The sequence below is a fragment of the Flavobacterium sp. genome, from assembly GCF_044361065.1.
GTDB lineage: Bacteria > Bacteroidota > Bacteroidia > Flavobacteriales > Flavobacteriaceae > Flavobacterium.
In genome coordinates this window covers 1-24,509 of the sequence record NZ_JBIKJI010000014.1, presented here as the reverse complement: position 1 = coordinate 24,509, position 24,509 = coordinate 1, and the positions used below count along the sequence as shown (strand labels likewise).

General features: G+C 30.5%; 22 protein-coding genes and 1 tRNA gene. 7 read left to right on the top strand and 16 right to left on the bottom strand.

From position 1 onward, the window contains the following. The 3 genes from ACIQ11_RS01940 to sucC form a co-directional block, all read right to left on the bottom strand. Positions 1-243 (bottom strand): hypothetical protein (locus ACIQ11_RS01940; protein ID WP_396152292.1); only part of this gene is annotated, 243 nt, incomplete at its 3' end. 140 nt (positions 244-383) lie between these two features. Continuing rightward, positions 384-457, bottom strand: a tRNA-Ala gene (locus ACIQ11_RS01935). A 69-nt stretch (positions 458-526) separates the two neighbouring features. Then, on the bottom strand, positions 527-1,720 hold the full coding sequence (gene sucC / locus ACIQ11_RS01930) for an ADP-forming succinate--CoA ligase subunit beta (protein WP_396152290.1): 1,194 nt from the start codon (positions 1,718-1,720) through the stop codon (positions 527-529). Positions 1,721-1,928: 208 nt separating this feature from the next. Between sucC and lysA the strand changes: the two genes are divergently transcribed. Next, on the top strand, positions 1,929-3,134 hold the full coding sequence (lysA, locus tag ACIQ11_RS01925; RefSeq protein ID WP_396152288.1) for a diaminopimelate decarboxylase: 1,206 nt from the start codon (positions 1,929-1,931) through the stop codon (positions 3,132-3,134). 63 nt (positions 3,135-3,197) lie between these two features. Here the strand turns inward: lysA and ACIQ11_RS01920 are convergent, their stop codons facing one another. Beyond that, positions 3,198-3,581 carry a hypothetical protein gene (locus ACIQ11_RS01920; protein WP_396149524.1) on the bottom strand — a complete coding sequence of 128 codons (384 nt, stop codon included), beginning with the start codon at positions 3,579-3,581 and terminating at the stop codon, positions 3,198-3,200. Between the two features lie 344 nt (positions 3,582-3,925). On the opposite strand from ACIQ11_RS01920, the gene ACIQ11_RS01915 reads away from it, so the two are divergent. Further along, positions 3,926-4,993, top strand: a complete 1,068-nt coding sequence (locus ACIQ11_RS01915) for a GyrI-like domain-containing protein (RefSeq protein WP_396152286.1) — start codon at positions 3,926-3,928, stop codon at positions 4,991-4,993. On the opposite strand, the gene ACIQ11_RS01910 is transcribed toward ACIQ11_RS01915, so the two are convergent. From ACIQ11_RS01910 to ACIQ11_RS01900, 3 genes are all read right to left on the bottom strand, one after another. After that, positions 4,994-5,491: a hypothetical protein gene (locus ACIQ11_RS01910; RefSeq protein WP_396152284.1), complete on the bottom strand. Its 498-nt coding sequence runs from the start codon at positions 5,489-5,491 to the stop codon at positions 4,994-4,996. Between the two features lie 47 nt (positions 5,492-5,538). After that, positions 5,539-5,856, bottom strand: coding sequence for a cytochrome c (locus ACIQ11_RS01905; protein ID WP_396152282.1), 318 nt, complete (start codon positions 5,854-5,856; stop codon positions 5,539-5,541). 123 nt (positions 5,857-5,979) lie between these two features. Then, positions 5,980-6,912 (bottom strand): peptidylprolyl isomerase, encoded by a 933-nt coding sequence (locus ACIQ11_RS01900; RefSeq protein ID WP_353151534.1) that lies wholly within the window; start codon positions 6,910-6,912, stop codon positions 5,980-5,982. 164 nt (positions 6,913-7,076) lie between these two features. On the opposite strand from ACIQ11_RS01900, the gene trmD reads away from it, so the two are divergent. Further along, positions 7,077-7,754, top strand: coding sequence for a tRNA (guanosine(37)-N1)-methyltransferase TrmD (gene trmD / locus ACIQ11_RS01895; protein ID WP_396152280.1), 678 nt, complete (start codon positions 7,077-7,079; stop codon positions 7,752-7,754). 102 nt (positions 7,755-7,856) lie between these two features. On the opposite strand, the gene ACIQ11_RS01890 is transcribed toward trmD, so the two are convergent. Further along, a complete protein-coding gene (locus ACIQ11_RS01890) occupies positions 7,857-9,476 on the bottom strand; it encodes an ABC-F family ATP-binding cassette domain-containing protein (RefSeq protein WP_396152278.1) in 1,620 nt (539 codons plus the stop codon). A gap of 149 nt (positions 9,477-9,625) precedes the next feature. Here ACIQ11_RS01890 and ACIQ11_RS01885 point away from each other — a divergent pair, with 149 nt between their 5' ends. Further along, positions 9,626-11,029 (top strand): TlpA family protein disulfide reductase, encoded by a 1,404-nt coding sequence (locus tag ACIQ11_RS01885; protein ID WP_396152276.1) that lies wholly within the window; start codon positions 9,626-9,628, stop codon positions 11,027-11,029. A 72-nt stretch (positions 11,030-11,101) separates the two neighbouring features. Here ACIQ11_RS01885 and fsa read toward each other — a convergent pair whose 3' ends face one another. The 4 genes from fsa to ACIQ11_RS01865 all read right to left on the bottom strand — a co-directional run bounded on the left by fsa (position 11,102) and on the right by ACIQ11_RS01865 (position 14,673). Beyond that, the gene (fsa, locus tag ACIQ11_RS01880; RefSeq protein ID WP_291242710.1) at positions 11,102-11,758 is read right to left on the bottom strand and encodes a fructose-6-phosphate aldolase; all 657 of its coding nucleotides are present in this window, start codon (positions 11,756-11,758) and stop codon (positions 11,102-11,104) included. A 101-nt stretch (positions 11,759-11,859) separates the two neighbouring features. Beyond that, entirely contained in the window at positions 11,860-12,663 is an 804-nt protein-coding gene (locus tag ACIQ11_RS01875; RefSeq protein ID WP_396152274.1) for an SDR family oxidoreductase, read from the bottom strand. A gap of 106 nt (positions 12,664-12,769) precedes the next feature. Further along, positions 12,770-14,182, bottom strand: coding sequence for a rhodanese-like domain-containing protein (locus ACIQ11_RS01870; RefSeq protein WP_396152272.1), 1,413 nt, complete (start codon positions 14,180-14,182; stop codon positions 12,770-12,772). Between the two features lie 107 nt (positions 14,183-14,289). Continuing rightward, complete coding sequence (locus tag ACIQ11_RS01865; protein WP_396152269.1) at positions 14,290-14,673, bottom strand: DUF983 domain-containing protein; 384 nt, start codon at positions 14,671-14,673, stop codon at positions 14,290-14,292. A 166-nt stretch (positions 14,674-14,839) separates the two neighbouring features. Between ACIQ11_RS01865 and ACIQ11_RS01860 the strand changes: the two genes are divergently transcribed. Then, positions 14,840-16,666: a hypothetical protein gene (locus ACIQ11_RS01860; RefSeq protein WP_396152267.1), complete on the top strand. Its 1,827-nt coding sequence runs from the start codon at positions 14,840-14,842 to the stop codon at positions 16,664-16,666. A 9-nt stretch (positions 16,667-16,675) separates the two neighbouring features. On the opposite strand, the gene ACIQ11_RS01855 is transcribed toward ACIQ11_RS01860, so the two are convergent. From ACIQ11_RS01855 to ACIQ11_RS01845, 3 genes are read right to left on the bottom strand one after another with little or no spacing between them, the layout of a single operon-like run. Further along, on the bottom strand, positions 16,676-17,767 hold the full coding sequence (locus ACIQ11_RS01855; protein ID WP_396152265.1) for a hypothetical protein: 1,092 nt from the start codon (positions 17,765-17,767) through the stop codon (positions 16,676-16,678). Positions 17,768-17,778: 11 nt separating this feature from the next. Then, entirely contained in the window at positions 17,779-19,290 is a 1,512-nt protein-coding gene (locus ACIQ11_RS01850) for an FISUMP domain-containing protein (protein WP_396152263.1), read from the bottom strand. Further along, positions 19,290-19,760 carry a T9SS type A sorting domain-containing protein gene (locus ACIQ11_RS01845; RefSeq protein WP_396152261.1) on the bottom strand — a complete coding sequence of 157 codons (471 nt, stop codon included), beginning with the start codon at positions 19,758-19,760 and terminating at the stop codon, positions 19,290-19,292. Before ACIQ11_RS01845 ends, ACIQ11_RS01850 begins: the two co-directional genes overlap by 1 nt. 102 nt (positions 19,761-19,862) lie before the next feature. Here ACIQ11_RS01845 and ACIQ11_RS01840 point away from each other — a divergent pair, with 102 nt between their 5' ends. Then, on the top strand, positions 19,863-20,783 hold the full coding sequence (locus ACIQ11_RS01840; RefSeq protein WP_396152259.1) for a WYL domain-containing protein: 921 nt from the start codon (positions 19,863-19,865) through the stop codon (positions 20,781-20,783). A gap of 41 nt (positions 20,784-20,824) precedes the next feature. Here ACIQ11_RS01840 and ACIQ11_RS01835 read toward each other — a convergent pair whose 3' ends face one another. After that, a complete protein-coding gene (locus ACIQ11_RS01835; RefSeq protein WP_396152257.1) occupies positions 20,825-22,324 on the bottom strand; it encodes a thioredoxin-like domain-containing protein in 1,500 nt (499 codons plus the stop codon). A gap of 193 nt (positions 22,325-22,517) precedes the next feature. Here ACIQ11_RS01835 and ACIQ11_RS01830 point away from each other — a divergent pair. Continuing rightward, the coding region (locus ACIQ11_RS01830) for an immunoglobulin domain-containing protein (RefSeq protein WP_396152255.1) at positions 22,518-24,509 on the top strand (1,992 nt) is incomplete at its 3' end.

The following is a 24,509-nucleotide window of genomic DNA, read 5'->3' as shown; positions in this document are numbered from 1 at the left end:
AAAGTAAAAAACGTTAGTTTCATCTTTATACCATTTATTAACTATAGGTGTAAAAGATGGTGAATCAAATTCAATATAAATATCATCATCGCTAACATTTGTAACAGTATTACTAATACACGATGCTACAGAAAAAACTTTATAAACTTTAGTCTCTTCTGGTGGGGCAACATTACTTTCTTCTTTTGAGCAAGATGATATAAACAGAACTAATGTAAAAACATTTAAAATAATTTTTTTCATATTTTTATATTTTAAGTTAATTTTTTTATAAAATTAATTAATATATAACAAATAACAAATTTATTATTCAAGTAACATTTATAGATTAAAATTTTATTACAAAAAAGTTAAAGAAAAATGTTTATTGAATTAAATTATAGTGGAGAATACCGGATTCGAACCGGTCGCCTCTACGCTGCCAGCGTAGCGCTCTAGCCAAATGAGCTAATCCCCCTTTATTTTTCAAATATAAAAAAAATCCCGACCTAAGTCGGGATAAATATATAAAATAAAAATAATTTTATTAAGATAATGCTGCTTTTACTTGGTCAGCTGCTTCTTGAAACTGAACTGCTGATAAAATTGGCATACCTGAATTATCAATTAACTCTTTTGCAATTTCTGCATTTGTACCTTGTAAACGAACAATAATTGGCACTTTAATAGCATCACCCATATTTTTATAAGCATCAACTACACCTTGTGCTACTCTATCACAACGTACAATTCCACCAAAAATATTAATTAAAATAGCTTTTACATTCGCATCTTTTAAAATAATACGGAAAGCGGTTTCAACACGTTTTGCATCTGCAGTTCCTCCAACATCTAAGAAGTTTGCAGGTTCAAAACCAGCGTATTTAATTAAATCCATAGTAGCCATAGCTAAACCAGCACCGTTTACCATACATCCAACCGTTCCATCTAAATCTACATAATTTAAACCAACTTCTTTCGCTTCAACTTCAATAGGATTTTCTTCACGAACATCTCGCATTTCAGCTAAATCTTTATGACGGAATAAAGCATTATCATCTAAATCAACTTTAGCATCAACTGCAATAATTTTATTATCTGACGTTTTTAAAACTGGATTAATTTCAAACATAGTAGCGTCTGAACCAATGTACGCTTTATATAAAGCATCTACAAATTTTACCATTTCTTTAAATGCCTCACCTGATAAACCTAAATTAAAAGCAATTTGTCTTGCTTGAAATCCTTGTAAACCAACTGAAGGATCGATTTCTTCAGTAAAAATTAAATGCGGTGTATGTTCAGCCACTTCTTCAATATCCATTCCACCTTCTGTAGAATACATAATCATATTACGACCTTTACCTCTATTTAATAAAACAGACAGATAAAATTCTTTCGTTTCAGATTCACCTGGATAATATACATCTTCAGCAATTAAAACTTTATGAACTCTTTTTCCTGTTGGAGGTGTTTGAGGCGTAATCAAATCCATACCAATAATTTGACCTGCAATTTCTTTAACTTGGTCTAAATTTTTAGCTAATTTAACTCCACCACCTTTTCCACGACCACCTGCGTGAATTTGAGCTTTTATTACATGCCAACCTGTTCCGGTTTCAGCAGTTAATTGTTTTGCTTTTTCTACAGCTTCTTCTGCATTATTGGCCACGTGACCACGTTGTATGCGCACGCCATAGCTTGCTAATATTTCTTTACCTTGATATTCGTGTACGTTCATAATTATGTATGAGTTAATCTTGTTTAAAGTGCGACAAAAATAATAAAGTAATTGGTAATTGACTAATTTTATTCTGATTTTTAAAATTAAATTTGATAATTTAGTATAGCTATTGTTATATTTATAACATTTTGTTATTTAATTATTTTATTTGTGTAATAATTTTAGTTTGGAAATTATCTAAACTACTTTTACAAAAAAATAAAAAATGCAAAATTCAGAATTAGTACAAGTAGCACAAGAATTTGGTTGTCCATTGTATGTGTACGATGCCGAAAAAATTATAACGCAATATAATAGATTAACAAAAGCTTTTCATAAGATTGAAAATTTTAAAATTCATTATGCAGTAAAAGCACTTTCAAATGTTTCTGTATTAAAATTATTAAAAAATGAAGGCTGTGGATTAGATACGGTTTCTATTGAAGAAGTGATGCTTGGACTTCATACCGGTTTTCAACCTAGCGAAATTATGTATACCCCAAATGGTGTTTCTTTTGAAGAAATTGAAAAAGTAGCCGAAATGGGTGTGCAAATAAACATTGATAATCTATCTATTTTAGAACATTTTGGCGCAAAACATCCAACCATTCCAGTATGTATTCGAGTAAATCCGCATGTTATGGCTGGAGGAAACGCGAATATTTCTGTTGGACATATTGATAGTAAATTTGGTATTTCGATTCATCAATTGCCTCATATTATTCGAATTGTAGAAAATACAAAAATGCATATCAATGGTATTCATATGCACACAGGATCTGATATTTTAGATGTTGAAGTATTTTTATATGCTGCCGAAATTTTATTTGAAACTGCCAAACAATTTAAAAATCTTGATTTTATTGATTTCGGAAGCGGCTTTAAAGTGCCATATAAAAAAGGAGATATTGAAACGGATATTGAAGAATTTGGTAGAAAATTAAGCAAACGCTTCCTTGCCTTCGAAAAAGAATATGGTAGAAATTTAACTTTAGTATTTGAACCAGGCAAATTTTTAGTTAGCGAAGCAGGTGTTTTTTTAGCGAAAGTAAATGTTGTAAAACAAACCACTTCAACAGTTTTTGCTGGTGTTGATACCGGTTTTAATCATTTAATTCGACCGATGCTTTATGGAGCAGAACATCACATAGAAAACATATCAAATGCAAAAGGAAAAGAACGTTATTATTCCGTGGTAGGCTATATTTGTGAAACCGATACTTTTGCAACAAACAGAAGAATTTCTGAAATTCATGAAGGTGATATTTTAAGTTTTAAAAATGCAGGCGCATATTGTTTTTCAATGGCTTCCAATTACAATTCCAGAGTAAAACCTGCAGAAGTATTATGGAAAAACGGCACAGCTCATTTGATTAGGCAACGAGAAACTTTTGAAGATATTTTAAGAAATCAAGTTGAAATTGAAATGTAATACTATAATTATGACTAGTTCTATAACACTATATGTTTATTTTGAACTAGTCATAAAAATTATTTACTTTAAAATAGCTTCAAAATTAGGTTTAAAATAATTTGGACCTTTCATTACCTTTCCGTCTTCACGATAAATAGGTTTTCCATCTTCTCCTAATTTACTCATATTACTTCGCTGAATTTCATCAAACACAGCTTCGATTTTATGTTGCAACCCGTGTTCTAAAATTGTACCACATAAAATATATAACATATCGCCAAGTGCATCCGCAATTTCTACTATATCATTATTTTGTACAGCTTCTAAATATTCCTCGTTTTCTTCCTTCATTAATTCAAAACGAAGGTTGTTTTTCTGAGTTCCTAAATCGGCTTTCATTTCTTCACTTACACCTAATCCATAAGTAGTATGAAATAATTTTACTGCATTTAATTGTTTTTGCATAATATAAGTTTAAACATTAATTGAAATTTGATAATTCGTGGCAATCTTTTTTTTTGATATTATATGGTATAAAATTATATTTTAAAACTTGTAATCCTTAAATTTGAAAAAAAAATTATCAACATGTTTTCAAAAGGACAAAGTGTATTTGCAATTTTATTTGCAATTTCTTTTATAACAATTATTGTTTTTATGTATTTAAAGGATAAAAAAATACATAAACAGCAATATAAAGGAGTAAAATGGATTGTTTTGGGATTTTTACTTTTTATTTTATTCTTATTTTTAATTAAGGGTTACATAAAAGAATAATTTATTATATTTGATTTTAAATCCCCAAATAAATGAAAATTTTAAAATATTTATCGCTTTTATTTCTGCTATTCCTTTTGGCTTTTGTAGTTTTTGTTGCCACACAACCTGCTACTTATGAAATTACAAAACAAAAAGAAATAAATACACCAAGTAATTCTGTGTTTGAATATGTAAACGATTTTTCTAATTGGAATGATTGGCAACAATTCAATACAGAAGAAAATTTTAATTTTACCACTTCTCAAAATACTATTGGAAAAAAATCATATGTAAAATGGGATTCTGAAAATGCTATTATTACCACTTTTGCTCAAAAAGATTCCATATCGCAACTCTTTATTCAAAACGATAACAAGCAAACATTGCATTGGAAATTCAAGAAATTGGGAAACAATACGTTAGCATCCGTAACTATTAAAGGCGATTTATCATTTACAGAAAAAATATATTCTGTATTAAATGGAGGAATTACTAGTTATGTAGGTCCGCAGATACAAGAAAGTTTAAATAAAATTAACAACTATTTTGTAAGTGAATTAGGTGAATATGATATAAAAGTTGAAGGATTGGTGAACAGACCTTCAATTAATTATTTAGAACAAAAAGATTCTTGTTTAGTTAAAGATTTTCCGAAAAAATCTAAAGCATTGTTAAAAACAATGAAAAATTTCATCAAATCAAATGATATTGAAACGTTAGAAGTGCCTTTTGTAATGTTTCAGAATTATGAAAACGAAAACAAAATAGTTTATGCAATGTGCGTTCCAGTAAAAGAAAAAGTATTCACAACACCAGATAGTCAAATTCAAGGTAAAAACTACAGCTCATTTTTAGCTATAAAAACCACATTAAAAGGTGATTATTCTCATATGAAAAAAGCGTGGGCTAAAACAAGAAATTACATTAAAACAAAAAAATTCAACGAAGACAAAAAAGGATTTTATATTGGAATTTACAAAAAATCTGTTCCAGAAGTAAATGAACCCTCAAAATGGGTGACAGAAATTTTTATACCTATTATTAAAAAAGAAACAGCTCCTAAAAAAGTAATCGTTAACGACAGTACTGAAACAGTAACTGCTGAAAAAGTAGAATAATTACTTACTTATTTCTGTAGTAATCATATTATTTGTCATTTTCGGACCAAAGCTTTTTACTTTTGTCGTACATAAAACGTATAAATTACTATTAAAAACAGGAACAAGTGTTGTTGGGTAACGTTTAAGAGGATCTTCTATTTTTACCGAATACCCTTTTTCTTCTGGAGTAAAATTAGCTTTTAATTGCAGCAAATATTGGTCTTCGCAAATGTTGTAAAACCATCTTTCTTCAGCATTTGCCAGCGTAACTCTGTAATTTTTAGCAAAAGTTAAGGTTTTATCTTTATGAATTAAACTAAATTCGTTATTGGTATTTACAACTTCGTTTCCTTGCGCATCTACTAAAGTAATCTGCAAATCGTTAATGATTTTTTTGGTAGCACTATCAATTGGGTTGGCTACCAAATAAGTCGTGAAATCATACCCACAATGCGGTAAACCTTCTTGCGAAAAGCCAAAAGCTGAAATAAAAATAAGTAAAATAAATTTCTTCATAATTGAACGTTCGCAAAAAACGAACCAAAGTAGATTTTACCTATAAATTAAAATTGTGGCGTTGTTAAATATGCATATATTTTTTCACGTTGTAAATCGGTAAGCTTAGTATTTTTTTGCATACGAATAACTATCGGTTTCCACTGTTCTGCAGTAAAACTTTCTTTTTCATATAAACTATGACAATCCGCACAACTTGTGGTATATAAATTTTTACCTTCAGCGATAACTTCAGCTGTTATTTCTAACTTTTCAGCTGCGATTTCTTTAACAACCGGAATTTCCTCTGTTACAACAACTTTTTTTGGTGCACAGGCAAATACAACTGATACAATCACTAATCCAATTAATACGCTTGATTTCATTTATTTTTTTTTAGATTTTCAAATATATAAAAAATCCGTATCGAAAAGATATCGAAACGGATTTTATAAGTTATTTTTTTACTCAATTCTTACTGATTACTAAAAACTGAATACTGCCTACTCTTATTTCACATCCATTAATTCAACGTCAAATACTAAAGTAGCATCTGGTGGAATAACGCCTCCAGCACCTGAACTTCCATATCCTAAATACGATGGAATTACAAAACGAGCTTTATCACCTACTTGTAATAAGGCAATTCCTTCATCCCATCCTTCAATAACTTGCCCTACTCCTAATTGAAAATCTATTGGTTGTTTTCTTTTATACGATGAATCAAAAACTTGTCCGTTTTCTAAAGCACCTTGATAGTGCACAGAAACTTTTTTACCTTTTTCAGCTTGTTTTCCACTACCCTTTTGAATAATTTGGTAACGTAAACCACTTTCTGTTTTTGAAAAACCAGCGGCTAATTTTTCCATTGCGGCTTCAGCAGCTTGTTTTTGTTCTAAAATTCTTTTTTCACGAGAACCTTCGAAGGTTCTAAACGCTTCAATAGCATTCCATTTTTCTGCTTCAGCACCTACTCTAATAATTTCAATTGAATCTAAAGCATCATTTCCAGCCACTGCATCAACAACATCTTGTCCTTCCACAACATGACCAAAAACAGTATGTTTACCATCTAACCAATTGGTTGGAACGTGTGTGATAAAAAACTGCGAACCATTAGTTCCAGGTCCTGCATTTGCCATAGATAATACGCCTGGCTTATCATGTTTTAATTCTGGATGAAATTCATCATCAAATTGGTACCCAGGACCACCTGTTCCTTGACCTTGAGGACAACCCCCTTGAATCATAAAGTCAGGTATAACTCTATGAAATTTTAAACCATTATAATATGGAGTACCCATTGGTTTTGCTTTATTTTCTAATTGACCTTCAGCCAAACCTACAAAGTTTCCAACCGTTCCAGGTGTTTTATCGTGAGTTAACTTTACTAAAATTGAACCTTTTGCTGTATTAAATTTAGCGTAAATTCCGTCTTGCATTGCTTTTTCTTTTTAAATTAAAGTACAAATTTACTACTTTTTTACCTATATTTGAATGGTTTTTAATCAAAAAATAAATCAAAAATGAATTTAGAACCATTGGGCAAAATGCTTTTAAAAGAATACTATATTTGCAACTTAATAGAATTCAAAACTAAAAAACTATGCGCGTTGATATCATTACCGTTTTACCAGAATTAATTAGAAGTCCTTTTGAAGGTTCGATGATGAAAAGAGCCATTGATAAAGGCTTGGTAGAAGTCCATTTTCATAATTTACGCGATTATAGTACGAACAAACAAAAAAGCGTTGACGATTACCAATTTGGCGGTGGTGCTGGTATGGTGATGAATATTCAACCTATTGACGATTGCATTACCAAACTAAAAAGTGAACGCGATTACGATGAAATCATTTACATGACACCAGACGGAGAAACGCTAAACCAAAAAATGGCCAATTCTATGTCGATGTTAGGAAATTTAATTATTTTATGTGGACATTACAAAGGCGTTGACCAACGTGTGCGCGATATGCACATTACTAAAGAAATTTCTATTGGCGATTATGTGTTATCGGGTGGTGAATTAGGTGCAGTAATTTTATGCGATACCTTATTTCGTTTGATTCCTGGAGTTTTGAATGATGAAACTTCTGCACTAACCGATAGTTTTCAAGATAATTTATTATCACCACCAATATATACGCGTCCAGCAGAATATAAAGGGATTAAAATTCCAGATATTTTGTTAAGCGGTAACTTTCCAGAAATAGAAAAATGGCGCGAACAAAAAGCCTACGAACACACATTAGCCAGAAGACCAGATTTGTTGGAAGAATAATCTTATTTACGATTTTAGATTTTGGATTTACGAAAAATCCCGAGCAAAACTCGGGATTATTTATAAATAACAATTCGTAAATCCAAAATCGTAAATCGTAAATTAAGAATACATTTTTGTACGTAATTCTTTAATTTTATCGTCTTCTAAATATTCATCAAACGTCATGTAACGGTCGATAACACCATTTGGCGTAATTTCTAAAATTCTATTTCCAACGGTTTGAGCAAATTCATGGTCATGTGTTGTTAATAAAATAGACCCTTTAAAGTTATTTAGCGAGTTGTTAAATGCAGTAATAGATTCTAAGTCTAAGTGATTGGTTGGTTCATCTAACATTAATACATTGGCACGAATCATCATCATTCGAGACAACATACAACGTACTTTTTCGCCTCCAGAAAGTACATTACATTTTTTTAAGGCTTCTTCTCCTGAGAAAATCATTTTTCCTAAAAAACCACGAACATAGACTTCATCGCGTTCTTCTTCTGTTTTTACCCATTGGCGTAACCAATCTACTAAATTTAAATCAACACTATCAAAAAAGCTATGATTTTCAACTGGTAAATACGATTGCGTGGTGGTAATTCCCCAATCAAACGTTCCTGAATCTTGTTTTTTTAATCCATTTAAAATATCATAAAAAGCTGTTGTTGCACGAGAATCTTTAGAGAAAACCACAATTTTATCGCCTTTTGCCATATTCAAATGGATGTCTTTAAATAAAACGTCTCCATCTTGCGATGCTGATAAATTTTGTATATTTAAAATTTGGTCACCCGCTTCACGCTCGGTTTCAAAAATAATAGCTGGATATCTTCTACTTGATGGTTTAATTTCATCTAAGTTTAATTTTTCAATCATTTTTTTACGAGAAGTAGCTTGTTTAGATTTCGCCACATTGGCACTAAAACGACGAATGAACTCTTCTAATTCTGCTTTTTTCTCTTCTGCTTTTTTGTTTTGTTGGGCTTTCTGACGCGCCGCTAATTGGCTACTTTCATACCAAAAAGTATAATTTCCTGAATAATGTGTGATTTTCGCAAAATCAATATCTGAAATATGAGTACAAACTGCATCTAAAAAGTGACGGTCATGCGAAACTACTAAAACCGTATTCTCATAATTTGCTAAGAAATTTTCTAACCAACCGATGGTTTCAAAATCCAAATCATTTGTTGGCTCATCCATAATCAATACATCAGGATTACCAAATAAAGCTTGAGCTAACAACACACGAACTTTTAATTTACCTTCTAATTCACCCATTGCAGTATAATGGTGTTCAGCGCCAATTTCTAAATTAGATAATAAAGAAGCTGCGTCACTTTCTGCATTCCAACCATTCATTTCGTCAAATTGCAATTGCAACTCGCCTATTCTATCGGCATTTTTATCATCATAATCTGCATACAAAGCATCCATTTCAGATTTAATAGCGTGTAACGTTTTGTTACCAATTAAAACCGTGTCTAAAACCGTAAATTCATCAAACATATTGTGATTTTGATTTAAAACCGACATACGTTTTCCTGGTTCTAAAATTACTCTACCTGAAGTAGGATCCAATTCACCAGCTATGATTTTTAAGAATGTTGATTTTCCAGCACCGTTAGCACCAATAATCCCATAACAGTTTCCTTGAGTGAACGTGGTATTTACTTCATCGAATAGAATTCTTTTACCAAATTGTACCGATAAATTTGAAATTGTAAGCATGTATTTTTATTTTAATTTACCGCAAAATTAGCAAAAAGCAACGAGTTTTCACAGTTTTATTTTAATATTCTATTTGTAATTTTTAACGCTACATTAACATCTTAACTGTTTTAAATCAAATACATTTGTTATTATGTTTAAATAAAACTATGCAAAAAAATTACATTTTCATTAAATACTTTTTTTTCTTACTTCTTGCAACCTCTTTAGTATCTTGTAAAGATGGCTTCATGGGTGAAAATCATGTGGCGTACTTTGGTGGTGAAATTGAAAATCCAAAGAATAATTTTGTTGTGTTTATGAAAAACGACAAAGTGGTGGATACTTTTTATTTAGATGAAAACAATCGCTTTTTTCATAAATTCGATTCATTAACACCAGGATTATACAGTTTTAAACACGATCCCGAATATCAATATGTGTTTTTTGATAAAAATGATAGTTTAATGATTCGTTTAAACAGCAATGATTTTGATAATTCCTTAATGTTTTGCGGACGTGGTGATGAGAAAAACAATTTTATGATGGAATTGTATTTAAAAGACATGAAATTAAAAAATGATTTATTTGATGTTTACGAACAACCTGAAAAAGTATTTTCTAAATATATAGATTCTTCCAATCAAAATATTAAAAATTTATACAATAAAAGAAAAGCATTTATCAACTGGTCTGAAGAATTTGACGAAGTAGCAAAAACCAATATTTTATTAAATTATGCCTACAAAAAAGAAGTTTTTCCTATAGTACACGAATTTAAAACTGGTGAAAATATAAAAACCGATTTACCAAAATCGTACTATAATTACAGAAAAAAAATTGATGTGAATCAAGCCAATTTATTGTACTATTCTCCCTTTATTAATTATATGACAAGTATGCTAAACAATATTGTACTAACCAAAAGCAAAGGGAATTTAGACGATATGAGTTTAGAAAATAATATTAAAAAACTTGAAATTATAGATACACTTATAAAAAACAAACACGTTAAAAATTTGGTTGTCAATAATATTGCCAATATGTATTTACTTTCAGATCAATGTTCCATAAATAACGGGAAGTTTTTTACTTTATATTCAAAAATGGTCTCAAATGAGAATATGAAAGCTAAAGTAATGAAGACGGCAAATAATATTCAAAAACTTAGAAATAATAATGTGTTACCAGAAATTAATGTGTTGGACACTAATAATAAAAAAGTTCAGATTAGTAAATTAATCACTAAAAAAACAATTATTTATTTTTGGACCAAACAATCGGATTCGCATTCTTTCTATTCACATAAAAAAGTAGATGAACTAAAAGCAAAGTATCCTGACATTCAATTTATAGCTATAAATATCAATAACACGCAAGAAGATTGGTTAAAAGAAATTAAAACAAAGAAATATTCCAATTCCATTGAATTAAGAGCATTAGATTTTGAAGAATTACAAAATAAATGGGTAATTAATAAAGTATACCGAACACTAATTATAAATAAAAACGGCACGATAAATAATGCTTTTGTAAGCTTATTTGATGCCAATTTTGAAAGTTATTTACAATAGAAATTAGAAATAAAAATGCATAAAAAAAGGCGTCTCGAATTATCGGGACGCCTTTTTAATGTATAAAAAATATTATTTATTTCCTTTTTCGAAATCAGCTACAAACTGAGCAATTCCTAAATCAGTAAGTGGGTGTTTTAATAATCCAGTAATTGAAGATAAAGGTCCTGTCATTACATCAGCACCAATTTTAGCACAATTTACCACGTGCATAGTATGACGTACTGAAGCCGCTAAAATTTGAGTTTCAAAACTATAGTTGTCATAAATTTGACGAATTTCATCAATTAAATTTAAACCATCTGTTGAAATATCGTCTAAACGGCCTAAAAATGGAGAACAATATGTTGCTCCAGCTTTAGCAGCCAATAAAGCTTGACCCGCTGAAAATATTAAAGTAACATTGGTTTTTATGCCTCTATCTGAAAAATATTTACACGCTTTAATTCCTTCTTTAGTCATTGGTAATTTTACTACGATTTGTTCGTGTAAATCGGCTAATTCTTCACCTTCTTTTACCATTCCTTCAAAATCTAAGGCATTTACTTCTGCACTTACATCGCCATCTACAAGATTACAAATGTCTACATAATGTTTTAAGATATTGTTTTTTCCTGTGATACCTTCTTTAGCCATTAACGATGGATTTGTAGTTACGCCATCAAGAATTCCTAAAGCTTGTGCTTCTGCAATGTCTTTTAAATTTGCTGTGTCAATAAAAAATTTCATGTTTTTTTGAATTTAAATTTGTTGTGTGTTGTTTGTGCGTACAAAAGTAGGAAATTGAAATACAATATTCTATTTCTTTTTACAGATTCTACTTTTTGATTCTATAATTTATAATGATTCATTAGGATTTTTTCGTACATTTTATCAGGTAAGATACGCTTTAAAACAATAGAAAATTTTTGCATAAAAGCGCCTACTTTATAATGAATACGAGGATTTTTAGTTTCAATTATTTGATGAATAGCTACAGCCATTTCAATAGGGTTACTACCACCAGAAACATGCTCATTCATCATATTTAACTGATTTTGATATACTGTTTCATATGCAGATCCTTTTTGAACTGGAGCATGAAATCGTCTAGATGCAATATCGGTAGCAAAATCACCTGGAGCCACATTGGTAATATGGATTCCAAAGGATTTAGTTTCCATTCGTAAGGATTCGGTAATTAATTCTAAAGCACCTTTTGAAGAAGAATAGACACTTCTGAAAGGCAAACCCATATAACCTGCAATGGATGTGATGTTAATAATTAAACCACTTTTTTGAAGGCGCATTTGTGGCAAAACCGCTTTCATAGTAGCAATAGGTCCAAAAACATTAGTTTCAAAATTATTTTTAATTTCTTCTAAAGGAATTTCTTCAAGTGGTCCTGTAATTCCGACGCCAGCGTTATTTATTAAGACATCAATTCTGCCTTCCAAAAGTAACACTTTAGCAATACAAGCTTCAATTGAAGTCATATTTCGAACATCTAAATCAATCAAATTAATTTTAGAATTAGAAATTGCAGCGGTATTTCTACTTGTACCATACACAATATAATCTTTATCTAATAAAAATTCGCCAATGGCTTTTCCAATTCCTGATGAACCACCAGTTATAAGTATTACTTTCTTCATTAAGAATTTATAAAATAAAATGTATTTATTTGGTAAAATTAAATAAAAAAAAGTGCATACAAAAGTTTGTATGCACTTAAAATTAATCAATTTCTAAAAAGTAATTTTACAATACCTTACTTTGACACATAAAATCAGTTCTAGGTAAATCTGTTTTCGCAATGGCATTAAAACCTCCTTCAATTTCTGAAAAATTTCTATATCCACGTGCTTGTAATATAGAAGCCGCAATCATACTGCGGTAGCCCCCAGCACAATGTATAAAAAAGTGTTCGTTTGGATTGATGTCTTTCACCCAATCATTAATATAAGCTAAAGGTTTACTGTAAGCGTCTTCAATATGTTCAGCTTCGTATTCACTTTCTCTTCTAATATCTACTACTTTACTTTCGCCAATTTTAACTTCATTTTCAAATTGTGCTGCGGTAATTCTATGTACAGTATCCACATCAAATCCAGCTGATTTCCAGGCTTCAAAACCACCTTTTAAATGTCCTAAAACGGCGTCGAAACCTACTCGAGATAATCTTGTAACGGTTTCTTCTTCTTTTCCAGATTCTGTAACTAATACTATCGGTTGATTCACATTAGCAATCAAAGCACCTACCCAAGGCGCAAAATCACCACTAATTCCAATATTTATAGATTGAGGTACAAATCCTTTCGAAAAATCTGCAGCATTTCTTGTATCTAAAATCAAAGCGCCACTGTCTTCAACAAGTTGCTCAAAGTCGGCAACATCAATAGCGTTTTTTCCGTTATTTAAAACTGTTGAAAAAGAAGGAATTCCTTTTTTATTCATAGCTACATTCATACCAAAATAAGCTGGTGGAGGCAATAAACCATCGGTAACTTCTTTTATAAACTCGTCTTCAGTCATATTGGCACGCAATGCATAATTTTGTTGTTTTTGTTCACCTATAGTTGAAACCGTTTCTTTGCTCATGTTTTTACCACAAGCAGAACCCGCTCCATGTGCAGGGTATACCACTACATCATCTGCTAAAGTCATTACTTTATCTCGTAAAGAGTGAAATAAAATCCCTGCCAATTGTTCTTGTGTCATGGATGCTGCTTTTTGAGCCAAATCTGGTCGACCAACATCACCAATAAATAAGGTATCACCAGAAAACAAAGCGGTATCTTTTCCGTTTTCATCTATTAATAAATAGCACGTACTTTCCATAGTATGTCCTGGCGTGTGTAGCACTTTTATTTTAATATTTCCCACGTCAAATATTTGATTGTCTTTAGCTGAAATGATATCAAATTCTGGTTTTGCAGTAGGTCCGTATACAATTTTCGCACCGGTTTGCGTACTTAAATCTAAATGCCCAGAAACAAAATCAGCGTGAAAATGGGTTTCAAAAATATACTTTAATGTTACATTATCTGCAGATAACCTATCCATATAAGGAGCTGTTTCGCGTAATGGATCTATTATAGCTGCTTCGCCATTTGAAGTGATGTAATAGGCACCTTGCGCCAAACAACCTGTATAAATTTGTTCTATTTTCATATGTTAATTATTTTTCAAATGGAAATTGAAATCATTTTCATTTAAATTCGATACAAATTTAGTAGTAATTTTTAAATAAAATTGTGATAAATATCATAAGATTATTTTTAATCGAAAAATTCATCGTCACTATGAAAAAATGCAGTTAACCAAATAATTCTTGATAAACGCATAATCCAAGGTTGCAATAGAATTAAAAAGAAAATATTAACTGGCAACCACCAAAAAATTTCTTTATTCTGAAGTGTATATCCGGTTACATAAACCCAAATAGCAAAAGTAATTAACGAAAAACCAACGGTTAAACCGTAACTAACGTAACCCGTTCCTTGGAAAAAACCAGGTTCAAGTTCCGTTCTTTGGCCACAAACACTACATCTTTCAACCATTTTATTTCCGTTTGGAAAACTATACCATTTATTTACAAATAATTTCCCTTCGTGACAACGCGGACATTTAAAAGACAATAAATTTTTTAAAAATACGAACATATACTATTATTTTTTTACAAAGATAGTGCTTCTAAAATAATGAAATGTGATATATGTTACAAAGGAATAAAATCTATATATTATTACTATTTAATATGATAGTAATTTTAATTACAAATATGATTTGCTATTTAATTTAATAGTAATTTTGTAAAACAATATAAATATGATTTTCAAATATAAAATATCACTATACCTATTGCTATTTTTTAGTTATCAATTTGTTTGTGCGCAAGAAAATCAGATTCAAAAAGATACTTCAAAAGGATATCGCGCGATTGAAAAATATTCTAAAAAGAGAAAGTTTACCAAATTTATCCATAAACTTATTTTTCATTCGGTAGAAACAGAAAAAGTAACAAAAAGTAGTTTTCAAAAAATAAATACAAAAAATTATGCTGCTTTTGAAGGAAAAATTGTTCGAAATATTCATATTAAAACCTTAGATCCATTTGGATATTCAGAAACAGATTCATTAAAAAGTCCAAAAAACTTTGCTGAAAAAGCGGGAAATGCAGTGCATATTAAAACGAAACAAATAGCCATAAAAAATTTACTATTAATTAAGAAAAATGTTCCGTTAGATTCACTTTTAATGAAAGAATCCGAAAGGCTAATAAGAAGTCAACGTTTTACCCGAAGCGTGGCATCTGAAATGAAAATAGTTGCCCAAGATTCTGTAGATGTGTATTTAACCATTTTAGATTCTTGGAGTTTAGCACCCGATGTATCGCCTACAACTACCAAAACAAAATTTTATCTTAGAGAAAGAAATATATTTGGTTTGGGGCACGAACTTGCCAATTCGTACACCAAAAGTTTAACCAGCAAACAATTTGGATACAGTTTTAATTATTTTGTGCCTACTATAAAAAATTCATTCATTAGTACCCGATTGAAGTATGAAACGGATTTTGATAGGAATTACGATAAATCTGTAACGATTGAAAGGCCATTCTTTTCTGCTTATACGCGATGGGCAGGTGGAATTCAGTTTGGACAAAATTTAAGTAAAATTAATGCTTCAGATGCGAATCAAGCACAAAGCATTCAGAATTCGAAATTTAATTATCAAGACTATTGGACAGGACATTCTTTTCAAATAAATAAAGGAAATTCCGAATATGATAGAACCACAAATTTTATTACAAGTGCCCGATATTTTAATAAAAATTATAGCGATACCCCTTTTGTAAATGCTGATAGTTTAAATATTTACAACGTAGAAAAACTATATTTAATTAGTTTTGGAATTACTTCAAGAAAATTTACTCAAGACAAATATATTTTCAATTTTAATGTGGTGGAAGATGTGGCATCAGGGTTTGTTTACAGCGTAACCTCAGGATACCAAAAAAAATATAATGAATACAAATTTTATGCCGGTGGAAAAATGGCGTTGGGTAGGTATTATAAATTTGGTTATTTAAGTGGGAATTTAGAATTTGGTGCCTTTTTAGATTTGGGAAAAACCAATCAATCCGCCACCAGTTTGCAACTGGTTTACTTTACCAATTTACAAGAATATGGAAAGTGGAAATTCAGGCATTTTATAAAACCTCAACTGCTTATAGGTAATAATCGTTTGAATAGTAATTACGATAGACTTACATTAAATGATGGCCAAAATGGTATTGAAGGCTTTAGCAGCACCACCCTTTTTGGTACTAAAAAACTACTATTTACCATACAATCACAAGGGTATTCACCATGGCGTTTTTTAGGTTTTCGACTAAATCCATACATGAGTTACACCGGAGGAATGTTGGGACAAGAAAATAGTGGTTTTAGCAATAGCAAACTGTATTCGCAAATAAGTATGGGCTTAATTATCAGTAATGACTTTCTTGTTTTTAGCTCGTTTCAATTTTCGCTATCGTATTATCCAAATATTCCTGATGGCAATTCTATATATAAAACCAATGCCCTCTCTACTTCCGATTTTGGTCTACAAAATTTCGAATTTACAAAGCCTGGTTTGATTGGGTATTGATAGTGATTTTTAATCAGTTGTAACATTATTTCCAGTGTTAATCAAAGTTTGTTTGTCTATTATTCCCTGTCCTGTTGGGGGTGCTGGTGGATTTTGATTATTTAATTGAATAGTTTTACCTGAGGCAGGTAATACAGTAAGAAATTTGTTTAATAGTGAATTTATTGTATTCGATGTAAAAGAATTTCCCCAAAAATTAAAACCACCTCTTGAATTTGTTAAAGAGGGTAAGGTTAGGTTATTCAAAGAAATATTTTGTATTAAATTAAATCCATAACTATGTGAAAAAACAGGTAAACTAATTGAACCTAATGATGGATTTTGTCCAATACTTAATTGACCATTTAATAAAGATGGTAAATTTATTGATGATAATAATTGATTTCTAAATATTTCTAATGAACCTGGTACAAAACTTAAATTACTTAAATTTATATTACTTAGCATAGGATTGTATTCAAAAATAGCTTGATTATAAATAGTTGATAAATTATTTAAATTTACAGTCGTTAAATTATCATTATGTCTAAACTGTATTAAAGAACAAATATTCAATCCTGTTAAATCTATAGTAGTTAATTGTGTAGTATTCAAGACATAAACATTATCTGTGTTTGGACCTAGCTCTGCAGCAATTTTAGCAGCTGCCTGAGTATCTGTAATATTTCCCGTTAAATAAATAGAGGTTTTTCCTTGAGATGGTGAGCTCCCCGCACTATTCGCATACAACGCATAAGGTACACTTAATAATTGTGTAGTTCCCATTGCTACATAACCAGCACCTGTATTCAATTCAATGCCTAAAAAATAATTTCCATTTCCCCAGTTTATGGTTGAAAAAGTGCCAGTTGTGGCTGTTCCTTGTCCAATAACTAAGTTTACTTGACCTAAATCGTCTGTGGGTGCTAAATGAGTTTCACTAAAAATAGGTAAACTAGTAGCTGAATTCAACATAACATTGAACTTAAAGTTTACGTTTTGGTTTACTATTAAAGCACCTGCGCTATTACGAACTGTTGCTTGATAATTGAAGCCTTGTGGGGCTTGGGCGAAAGTAATTAGTGTAATTACTAATGTTAATATGGTGTATAGTTTTTTCATATTATGTATAATTAATCCCTAACACAGCGAACAGAATGTCCGAAAGTTTTATTTGCAAAATGCCTAGCGGCATTAGTGTTATCGTAATTTATATATCGATACCAAGCATCTGACCCATTAATTTCTGATGAACTCCACCAGTTTCCATTTGTGTTAATTCCATAAAATGTATTATTTCCTCCAAAAGTTCCTCCAGGAAGTCCAGTAAATCCACTTATATTAGTTGCGCCAGTATTTGGACTAACCCAAAGTGTAGTTCCAGTTGATTTCATTTTTCCGCCTGCAATATTAGGATAAACTTGTCCACCATTAGCGGTAGGGTCGAGATTATTAATTAAAGTACTCCATTCCGTATCGCTAGGTATGTGCCACCCTGATGGGGCTAATACTTTATTTGGTGTATTAGGATCGTTATCATGTATTCCTGCTACTGCATACCAATTGTATAATTTGCCATAAGTTGTGCCGTTTGCAGAGTTATTATTATAATAACACCATGCTCCCGTTGTTAAGTTTGCCCATGCATTTGGATTGGTTACTTGAGGTATAGGAGTACCATCTCTGTAAGTGGTTACATCCAAGTTGGTAGTGCTCCATATTTGTGTTCCAATTGCAACGCTAGGAAATGTTCCAGTCTTTTCAAAATCGCCAACCATCCAATAATCACCAACCTGTACAATTGTATTAAGACCTCCTTTAAATTTCCCTGTAATTGTACCTGAAGAGGTAGAATAAAAATCGTTAGGTGCACTATTATCAGGTACAGCTATTAAAGCAGGTCCGTTTGCTTGAAGATTTACATTAGGTAATTCCTTTTGCATCACATATACATAAATAACATCACCAAAATTTGAAGTATTATTTGGAAATATTAGTGTCGTATTGTTAGCATTCAAAAATAGAAATGAATTAGGTTGTAATTGAAATGTAGAGTTATCACTCCAAACTTGATAATTATCCCAACCATTAAATTTCATTAATGATGAATTATTATTAAGAGCATCTACATAACTTTTAGTTACAGCATCTTGAGCATTTGTTGGGTTAGCTAAATTGGTTATTTTTGTGTTATTAGCACTATTATTAACTGCTAAAACTGAAGCTAAATTAGGTGTTGTTGCTTGAGCATTCCCTGAACTATTCGCATACAAAGCATACGGCACACTCAATAATTGAGTTGTTCCCATTGCAACATAACCAGAGCCTGTATTTAATTCAATGCCTAAGTAATAGTTTCCAGTTCCCCAGTTTATGGTTGAGAAACTACCTATAGTAGCAGTTCCTGTTCCGATAACTAAGTTTACTTGCCCTAAATCATCGGTTGGTGCTAAATGAGTTTCACTAAAAACAGGTAAACTAGTAGTTGAATTCAACATAATATTGAACTTAAAGTTTACGTTTTGGTTTACTATTAAAGCACCAGCGCTATTACGAACGGTTGCTTGATAATTGAAGCCTTGTGGGGCTTGGGCAAAAGTGGTTAGTGTAAGTACTAATGTTAAAAGGGTGTATAGTTTTTTCATTATTTCTTAATAATTTTATACGTATTTTTTTTATGGTTGATGGCATCTTCAATTGTTACCAAGTATATGCCTTGGGTATAACTTGAAACATCTAAAGGAATTTCTTTTTGAATAGTACCAGTGTGTATTTGTTTTCCATTCATATCAACAATCTGTATTTGAAACGATGTTAAGTCTGGGTGGGAAACATACAAAGATTGTGAGGTGGGGTTAGGATATACCTTAATTTCTACATTTAAAGCTACATCATCAATACTTAATGCTTGTATATCCATTGCTGGATAATAGCCATTACCTAATTGATTACCTCCAGCCGTCATTAATCCCACTACCGGTTCTCCTGTTGTCCAAGATACTTTAAGATTGGAATTGGTTTGCGTTTTTCCAGCAGTACCAATTACTTGCTTAGAAATGGTTTGTGCAAAAAATGAGCTACTAACTAGTAACATTAAAAAAGTAAAAAATTTCATAATCAATAAATTAGAATTAGTACTACAAAATTAAAATAAAAAAGAATACAAAATTGTATTTAAATAAAAAACGACTTATCTTGTCGCTTAAAATAAAAAAATATGAATCAAATAAATCGATTAAAGCAAATTTATACATTACTATTAAAAAAATCATGTTCATATAATGACATTATAGTTTTTTTTAAAAAACAAAAATACGCTATTGGTATTCGTCAATTACAAAGGGATTTTAAGGAATTACCTATGTTATTAGAACATGATGAAAATTTAATTAAATATAGAAATAGTGAAAATAATATTCATTTTAAAATTATAAAAGTTAAAGCAAAAGCACCAAAAAAAAATGTGCCAATGAATCACAATATAACCCATTCAAATTTTTTCAATCTATTGAGTGTAGATCTAATGCAAATTAATTTAACTATTTTGCAGGAAGCAATTATCGAATCAAAAAACATTTTAATAAAAGAGTTAAAAAATGATGTTACAGGTGATAATCATACTTTTAGCCAAAAAAGCATTGAATTATTACCTTTAAAAATAATAAAACATAGGGGATCAATTTATTTGGGTGGTTTTAATATAAAAGAAAACAAAAATCAAGTCTTCGATATTTTACAATTAAATAAAATACAAAAAAAAGACCGTAAGTCTATTTATAATTTAGAGGAGATAAATGATAATTTTAATACTGAAATGTCAAATAGGTTTGGGATTTCAAAAAATATAGATGGGGAAACATATATTATTCTACTTGAATTCTCACTTGTTACAGGCAACTTTATAAAAGAACATTTTTGGCATGAATCCCAAAAATTTACAAAGAAAAAAAACACAATAATAATGGAATTAAACTGTGGAATTAACAGAGAATTAATTGGATGGATTTTTTACTGGATGTATAATTGTAAAATTGTAGCCCCAGACATATTAAAAGAATATTATTTGAAATCACATAACGAAATAGGTAAATTATATAAGGAGGACACACCTCTTGTTTATAAAAACATATTCACATAAATAAATGAAAAACAAGGTGATTATACAGAATAAATATTTAATTATTTGAAATTAATTATATCCTTTACTTGTTCAACCCCAATTTTTTTAGCTAAAATTTTCTTTTTACTATCAAGTATATATATTACTGGTGTTGAGTAGACATCATATTTAGTAATTAAGTTATTAATATAAACGCCATCATATACATTTGTCCAATTTGTTAAACCATTCTTAATAGTGTAATTTAAAAATTTTTCACCATCGTGCATTGTATATACTGAAATTACTTTTACATTTTTTCCTTGTTTGATTAAATCATTATATACCGTTAACAATTTTGGTATTTCAGTTTGACAATGGCCACAATCTACATCCCAAAAAACCAATATAATATAGTCTGAAGTTACAGATTGAAGCGTTAAAAACATTTTATTTATTTCATCAACATTTGCATAATATTTATTGGTAACATCAGTACTGTCTTTTACATCATTAAACCCCATTTTATTTATAACTGCGAAATCTTTAGCTTGAATTAAATATAATTCAGGAGCAACAGACCCTACCAACAATGGTTTTAATAAATCAGCTCTTTTTATAATAGAATCAATTACCGTTTCGTCTTTATAAATTCCGGCACCTTCTCCCTTTTTTAAATAGGCATCCGAAAGATGTACGAATACTTTATCAAAACCCATAATTTTTGAAGTTTCGTAATAATTTATAAAATGAGCCAGTAAAGTTTTTTTTAAATCACTTCCTTTTTCTGTTTTTTCCAAAATTCGATCTAATTCAACAAGTATTGAGTCTGGATTTTGTACAATAACCGTCTCGAAGTACTTTTTGAGTTTATTGAAAAAAAACGGGTTTCTCATCGTTTCATTAGCTTTGAAATTCACGTTATCCCAGTAGTGTTTTTTATAATAGTTATAGACCATCAAACTATCTGGTCTACCATTTGAAGCATTTGGAACATTTTCAAGAATTTTTTCAATTTTAAAATTTACGACATTCCCAATAAAAGATGATTTGTTTTTAGTATAAAAATCTTTCTCATAAATAGTAATTTCTTTCTCAATTTCTTTTTGTTTTTCAACTAAAAGTAGCGTGTCTTTTTTGTCTTTAAGAATCACACTGTTTTTGTAGTTTATAAAATTTATATTTTGTTTACTTACAAATTTCAAATAGTCAATAAAATTAGATTGAGAGGGAGAATTTAAGGCAAAAAGTCCTTGGATATTGTCAGGTTCTTTTTCATTATTGAATTCTAATTTTTGATTTTGTTCATCTACAAAAAAATCAAAATAAATTGTTTTCTGTTGACTAACAATTGAATAAATACCGGTGTCTAATTTGGATTTTCCTTTAAAAATAATTTTACCATTTTTTGCAGTAAAACAAGTGTCTTTAATAAAGGTTTTATCAAATTGGTAATAGGTTAAATAAGCTATTGTGTCATTGCTCTTATTTAAATTTGCAATAATTTCATAGCCAGCTTGAGTATAAGCAAAATAAGGCGTTAAAATAAAAATTAATAAAACAAATGTTACTTTTTTCATAATAAAATTAATTATAAATACTATTCAAATTTTATAATTTTCAAATGTAAATAAAAAAACAATTTTAATACTAAAATTACTCAAAATTGTTTGAAACAGAATTTCAAAATTAAAAATTTTAGTTGTAAAATAAAGTTATTAACAAAATTTTTGTAGTTTTGTAGCATTAGTACTACAATTATAATTCCATATTATGAGACATATATACGCAAAAAGACTGTTTTTATTAGCTTCAACATTGTTAATATCTAATGTTTTATTTTCAAATACATTTGAAAATAAAATAAATAACAACAGCCCTATAAAAGTTAATTCAGTTACTACAAACTTAGTAAACGAACATTTCGAAACAGTTAAAGTTGTAACTGGACCTCTGATTTCTAATCAGCCACAAAGTACAATAAATTGTGTAGGTACTACTGCAACTTTTACAGTTGTAGCTTCAGGTACAGGAACATTAACTTATTCTTGGAAAAAAAACGGAACTGCTTTAACAGATGGTGGAACAATAAGTGGTGCCACAACTAGTACAATAACTATAGCAAATGTTATAAGCACTGATGCAGACTCCTACACTTGTGATATTACAGATAGTACTGGAACAACTTCTTCAACTCCAGCAACATTAACGGTTAACTCAAACATCACAACAAGCTTTACGCAAGTATCAGCTATTTGTTCTGGAGCTACATTAACAGCATTACCAGCTACATCGAATAACGGTATAACAGGTGCTTGGACACCAGCCTTAAATAATACTGCAACAACAACTTATACATTCACGCCAACCACTGGTCAATGTGCTACTAATGCAACAATGACAATTACAGTAAATACTAATGCTACGCCAACTTTCACAACTGTTCCAGCGATTTGTTCTGGAGCTACATTAACAGCATTACCAACTACATCTAATAACGGTATAACAGGTGCTTGGACACCAGCCTTAAATAATACTGCAACAACAACTTATACATTTACGCCAACCACTGGTCAATGTGCTACTACGGCTACAATGACAATTACAGTAAATACTAATATTACGCCAACTTTCACAACTGTTCCAGCGATTTGTTCTGGAGCTACATTAACAGCATTACCAACTACATCTAATAACGGTATAACAGGTGCTTGGACACCAGCCTTAAATAATACTGCAACAACAACTTATACATTCACGCCAACCGCTGGTCAATGTGCTACTACGGCTACAATGACAATTACTGTTAAAGCATTACCAACTTTAATTAAAGATGTTAATTCACCTACAGCAATCTGTATAGGTCAGTCAGCTAGATTAGAAATTACGGGGGCAGACTCCTATTTATGGAATACTGAAAGTACATCTAGTTCGATTACTGTAAGCCCAACTTCATCTATAACATATACAGTTGAAGGAACTAATAGCAACGGATGTACAAAAACAGAAACTTTTAGGGTACAAGTAAATGCGTTACCAATACTTACTATTACTGGAAACTCAACTATTTGCAACGGAACATCAACAACATTAACAGCCACAGGTGCGACCAGTTATAATTGGGGTGGAAGTTTGACTACTTCAAGTATCGTTGTAAATCCTACTTCAAATAGTAACTATACCGTAACTGGAACTGATAATAATGGATGTATTAATTCTGCTTCACAACAGGTAACAGTTAAAGCTATACCTAACGCTTCTGTAAATGCAACTACTCCTATTTGTGCAGGAAATATTGCTATTTTTACAATTACTGGGACGCCAAACGCTACGGTTTCTTATAATATAGGCGCTGGTTCGAATACATCAATAACTTTAAATAATAGTGGACTTGCAACTGTAAATATACCGGGAGCTACATTGAGTCAAACCTTAAATTTAGTATCTGTTTCATTATTAGGATGTCAAAGCACTACTTTTTCAACTCCTTCAGCTACTGTAGTGGTTAATCCTATACCAGCAACTCCTGGAACTTCAGTAATCAACTATTGTCAAAATCAAACAGCGAGTCCATTAACTGCAACAGGAAGCAATTTAAAATGGTATGCATTATCTTCAGGCGGTGCAGCTGAAACAACTGCGCCTACTCCAAATACTGCTATAGTTGGAACTTCTACACCTTATTATGTTAGCCAAACATCTGTAAATGGTTGTGAAAGTTTGAGAACACCTATAACAGTTATAGTAAATGCATTGCCTAATGTT